At 71.9% G+C, this 3,967-nt stretch carries 6 protein-coding genes; 2 read left to right on the top strand and 4 right to left on the bottom strand.

All coding sequences use genetic code 11. From position 1 onward, the window contains the following. Both ybeY and VGD85_RS19280 read right to left on the bottom strand, forming a co-directional pair. The coding region (ybeY, locus tag VGD85_RS19285; protein WP_331065050.1) for an rRNA maturation RNase YbeY at nucleotides 1–291 on the bottom strand (291 nt) is incomplete at its 3' end. After that, entirely contained in the window at nucleotides 288–1,322 is a 1,035-nt protein-coding gene (locus VGD85_RS19280; protein ID WP_331065049.1) for a PhoH family protein, read from the bottom strand. The genes VGD85_RS19280 and ybeY, both read right to left, overlap by 4 nt. Nucleotides 1,323–1,422: 100 nt before the next feature. On the opposite strand from VGD85_RS19280, the gene VGD85_RS19275 reads away from it, so the two are divergent. Further along, nucleotides 1,423–1,707 carry a hypothetical protein gene (locus tag VGD85_RS19275; RefSeq protein WP_331065048.1) on the top strand — a complete coding sequence of 95 codons (285 nt, stop codon included), beginning with the start codon at nucleotides 1,423–1,425 and terminating at the stop codon, nucleotides 1,705–1,707. A gap of 4 nt (nucleotides 1,708–1,711) precedes the next feature. Here the strand turns inward: VGD85_RS19275 and VGD85_RS19270 are convergent, their stop codons facing one another. Together VGD85_RS19270 and VGD85_RS19265 are read right to left on the bottom strand one after the other, a co-directional pair. Next, nucleotides 1,712–2,908 carry a hypothetical protein gene (locus VGD85_RS19270; RefSeq protein ID WP_331065047.1) on the bottom strand — a complete coding sequence of 399 codons (1,197 nt, stop codon included), beginning with the start codon at nucleotides 2,906–2,908 and terminating at the stop codon, nucleotides 1,712–1,714. 24 nt (nucleotides 2,909–2,932) lie between these two features. Further along, on the bottom strand, nucleotides 2,933–3,271 hold the full coding sequence (locus tag VGD85_RS19265) for an HIT domain-containing protein (protein WP_331065046.1): 339 nt from the start codon (nucleotides 3,269–3,271) through the stop codon (nucleotides 2,933–2,935). Between the two features lie 78 nt (nucleotides 3,272–3,349). Here VGD85_RS19265 and VGD85_RS19260 point away from each other — a divergent pair, with 78 nt between their 5' ends. Continuing rightward, nucleotides 3,350–3,856, top strand: a complete 507-nt coding sequence (locus tag VGD85_RS19260; protein ID WP_331065051.1) for a SigE family RNA polymerase sigma factor — start codon at nucleotides 3,350–3,352, stop codon at nucleotides 3,854–3,856. The last annotated feature ends 111 nt before the right edge of the window (nucleotides 3,857–3,967 follow it).

Below are 3,967 nucleotides of genomic sequence, written 5' to 3'. Positions count from 1 at the left end.
CCGCTCGGCGATCGCCGGGCAGAGCATGATGTCGCCCAGGATCCCCTCCTCCGGCTCCTCGTTGACCAGCCCGGGGCGCAGCTCGTCCATGGGGAAGGCGAGCACGTCGGTCGGCCCCTCCTTCTCCATCCACCGCTCGTTGAGGCCGGCCATGGTGGCCTCGTCGACGGCCTTGATGCACAGCTCGGCCAGCGGGTGCACCCGCATCTTGTCCAGCACGAACCGGCTCAGCGACGCCAGGTGTCGTACGTCGAGGTCGCGGCCGGACTCGTCGAGTACCTCGATGCTCATGAACGGCTACCGGGCTTGCCGGCCTTCTGCCCGGAGAAGTCGTTGCGTGCGTCGAAGTCGTCGTAGGCCGCGACGATCCTCCCGACCAGACGGTGCCGGACGACGTCGTGGCTGGTCAGCCGGTTGAAGCAGACGTCCTCGACGCCCTCGAGGATGTCCTCGACCACCTTGAGCCCGGACCGGGTGCCGCCGGGCAGGTCGATCTGGGTGACGTCGCCGGTGACCACGATCTTCGAGCCGAAACCGAGCCGGGTGAGGAACATCTTCATCTGCTCGGGAGAGGTGTTCTGGGCCTCGTCGAGGATGATGTAGGAGTCGTTCAGCGACCGGCCGCGCATGAACGCCAGGGGGGCGACCTCGATGGTTCCGGCGGCGAGCAGCTTCGGGATGGAGTCGGGGTCGATCATGTCGTGCAGCGCGTCGTACAGCGGCCGGAGGTAGGGGTCGATCTTCTCGGTGAGGGTGCCGGGCAGGAAGCCCAGCTTCTCCCCCGCCTCGACCGCGGGCCGGCTCAGGATGATCCGGTTGACGTTCTTCGACTGCAGCGCCTGGACCGCCTTGGCGACGGCGAGGTAGGTCTTGCCGGTGCCGGCGGGACCGATGCCGAACGTGATCGTGTGCTTGTCGATCGAGTCGACGTAGCGCTTCTGGTTCAGCGTCTTGGGCCGGATCGAGCGGCCGCGGTTGCTGAGGATGTTGAGGCTGAGCACGTCGGCAGGCCGCTCGCTGGTCTCGGTGCGCAGCATCGAGATCACGCGCTCGACGGTCTCGGAGGTGACCCCCTGCCCGGTGCGGATGATCGCGACCAGCTCGTCGATGAGCCGCTCGGCGAGCGCGACCTCGCCGGGCTCCCCGTAGAGGGCCACGCGGTTGCCGCGCACGTGGATGTCGGCGTCGAAGGCACCTTCGATGATGCCGAGGAACTCGTCGCCCGGCCCGAGCACGCTGACCATGTTGATGCTGTTGGGGACCACGACGGTGTGCCGGGTGGCGGTCGCGGGACGGTCTCCCTGATAGTTGCTGTCAGTCATGGAAGCCCGAGTGGGGCACCCTCTCCGATAGGCGATCGAGCCTCTCCATGGTACGGGCTGGGCGCGCACCGGCCCAGCGAGTTGCGGGTACCGTGACCGCATGCGGGCCGACGGTGCGGACGGCGAGGACCCGTACGCCGAGGACTGGGGTCACGACGACGACCCGGACCGCCCGGCGCCGCCGTACTGGTTCGCCGGTCAGCACCTGCCACCCGACGCCCGCCGGATGGGGCTGACCCACGACGTGCCCGACGGCGCGATCCTCGACTTCGCGGGCCGTCTCGACTCGGCCAAGCTCGGCCACCGGGTCACGGCCTGGGCGCTGCTCGTGGTGTTCGGGCTGCCGGTCGTCCTCGCGGTGCTGCGCGTGCTCTACGCGTGGTGAGCGGTCAGTCCTCGAAGGCGACCTGCAGCATGCCCAGGCACATCTCGTCGGTGGATCCCTCGGCCCAGATCACGTAGCGGTCCTCGCGGCTGTCCTCGAACGCGGGCAGCACGTCGCGCAGCCACTGCACGTGGCGGCAGGTGATCCGGACCGTGTCGCCGGGCTCGAGGTGCACCGGGCGGACCGGCCGGACCTGCTGGTCGTCGAAGTTCCAGACCGGGATGTCGAGGAGCGTGCGTGCGTCCGGGGTGTCGGGGTCGACCTCGAGGCGCAGCGAGCGGCCGAGCAGGTGCATGTGGCCGGCGACGCCCAGCACCGTCATCGGCCGGCCGATCGTGCGGGTGCACGACGTGGTGGCCGACGGCTCGGCCGCGGTGCCGCAGAGCAGGTGCAGCAGGTTGTTGGTGTTGCCGGCGCCGCCGAAGCGCGCGAGCACGTCGGCGACCGCGGCGTCGCGGTCGCACAGCGGCGAGTCGTCGTGGGCGGGACGGCACGGCATCTCGACCGGCGCAGGGGTCAGGTAGGTGTGCAGCGCGGTCAGGTCGCGACGGCCGTCCATCCAGCGCAGCAGCGTGCTGGACGTGTCGGGGGCGGCCCCCTGGAGCAGGTTGTAGTGGACCTGCATGACGATGCGCGATCCCGCGTCGAGGCGGACGCCGTACCCGTCTCGCACCTTGGTCTCGTCCCCGCCCGGCGCCCACGCGGCCAGCCACGAGGCGTCGTCGATGTTGGTGAAGTCGCCGGAGATGCCGCTGCCGCCGAAGCAGGTCCAGCCCTCGCCGTCCTGGCCCGCGTCGAGGCGCTCGGCCTCGGCGACCTGGTCGGGCGGGACCCGGAACAGGATCACGTGGTGCACGACCCGCGGGTTGCCCGGCCGCACGTCGCTGCCGGTGAGCCACACGTCGCGGTCGAGGCCGGGGTCGAGCAGGAAGCAGCGGTAGTCGTCGGTCCCGACGCCGGTCGGGGCCGACGGCGTGTACGCCGCGGGCATCGTGAGCGTCATCCGGTGCTCACCGGGGCGCAGCGGCAGCTGCTTGCCGGGCGGTACGCCGGCCAGCTGCTCGCCCACCGCCTCGGGCGGGTCCGGCGGCTGGAGCAGGTCGGTGGGCGACCCGGTGCGGCGATCGGCGTCGCCGTCGGTGCAGGCCGCGAGCAGCAGGCCGAGGACCGCGACGACCGCCGCGAGGGCCCGCCGTCTCATCCGGACCTCCTCATCCGGACCTCCTCATCCGGGCGGCCAGGTCATCGGCCGGCCCGCGAGCAGGTGCAGGTGGGTGTGGAACACGGTCTGGCCGACGCCCGGGCCGGTGTTGAACACCAGGCGGTAGTCGCTGTGCCCCTCCGCGGCGGCGACCGCGGCCGCGGTCGTGAGGAGCTCCGCCGACGTCTGCGGGTCGGCGGCCGCGAGGTCGGCGGCGTTCGCGTGGTGCGCCTTGGGCACGACCAGCACGTGGGTCGGCGCCTGCGGGTTGACGTCGCGGAAGGCGACCGTGCGCTCGGTGACGTGCACGATCTCGCCCGGGATCTCCCCCGCGACGATCTTGCAGAACAGGCAGTCCTCCACTGGTTCCTCCCGCGTAGCCGACATCGGTGGGTCGAGGGTAAACCGGGACCCCCGCTGAGGCGTCCCACTAGCGTGACCATGGTGACGGACCGGCCCGCGTGGACCGCGGACGAGGCGCTGGAACAGCTGTACGCCGCGCACTGGCGTCGGCTCGTCCGGCTCTCCGTGCTGCTCGTGCACGACCAGGGCCTCGCCGAGGAGATCGTGCAGGACGCGTTCGTGGCCGTCCACGACCACTGGCGCCGGCTGCGCGACCCGGACAAGGCCCTGGCCTACCTGCGCCAGGCGGTCGTGAACCGGTCCCGCTCGGCGCTGCGGCACCGCGGCGTCGTCGACCGGCACGCGGCGGCCCAGCGGATCCTCGACGCGCCCGACCCGACACCGGCCGCGGACCAGCGCGCCGCCGTGCTCGCCGCCCTGCGAGACCTGCCCCAGCGGCAGCGCGAGGTGCTCGCGCTGCGCTACTACCTCGATCTGTCCGAGGCCGAGATCGCCGAGACCCTCGGCATCAGCCGCGGCGCGGTCAAGAGCCACGCGTCGCGCGGCGCCGCCACCCTCCGAGCTCTCCTCGAGGAGGAGCTGTGACCATCGACGACCGCCTCTCCGAGCTGCTCCGCGACGCCGTCGCGGACGTCGAGCCGACCGACCGGCTCGCCGCGATCCGGGCGCGCACCACCTCCCCGCAGCGGGCCGCCG

Origin of the sequence: Nocardioides sp., from assembly GCF_036401255.1 — a bacterium.
Lineage (GTDB): Bacteria > Actinomycetota > Actinomycetes > Propionibacteriales > Nocardioidaceae > Nocardioides.
The sequence above is the reverse complement of the archived record's forward strand: the minus strand, read 5'-3'. Positions and strand labels throughout refer to the sequence as shown.

Excerpts from the sequence above, each read along its gene's own strand:
- VGD85_RS19280 (WP_331065049.1), bottom strand. The coding sequence starts at position 1,322 with ATGACTGACAGCAACTATCAGGGAGACCGTCCCGCGACCGCCACCCGG.
- VGD85_RS19275 (WP_331065048.1), top strand. The coding sequence starts at position 1,423 with ATGCGGGCCGACGGTGCGGACGGCGAGGACCCGTACGCCGAGGACTGG.
- VGD85_RS19270 (WP_331065047.1), bottom strand. The coding sequence starts at position 2,908 with ATGAGACGGCGGGCCCTCGCGGCGGTCGTCGCGGTCCTCGGCCTGCTG.
- VGD85_RS19260 (WP_331065051.1), top strand. The coding sequence starts at position 3,350 with ATGGTGACGGACCGGCCCGCGTGGACCGCGGACGAGGCGCTGGAACAG.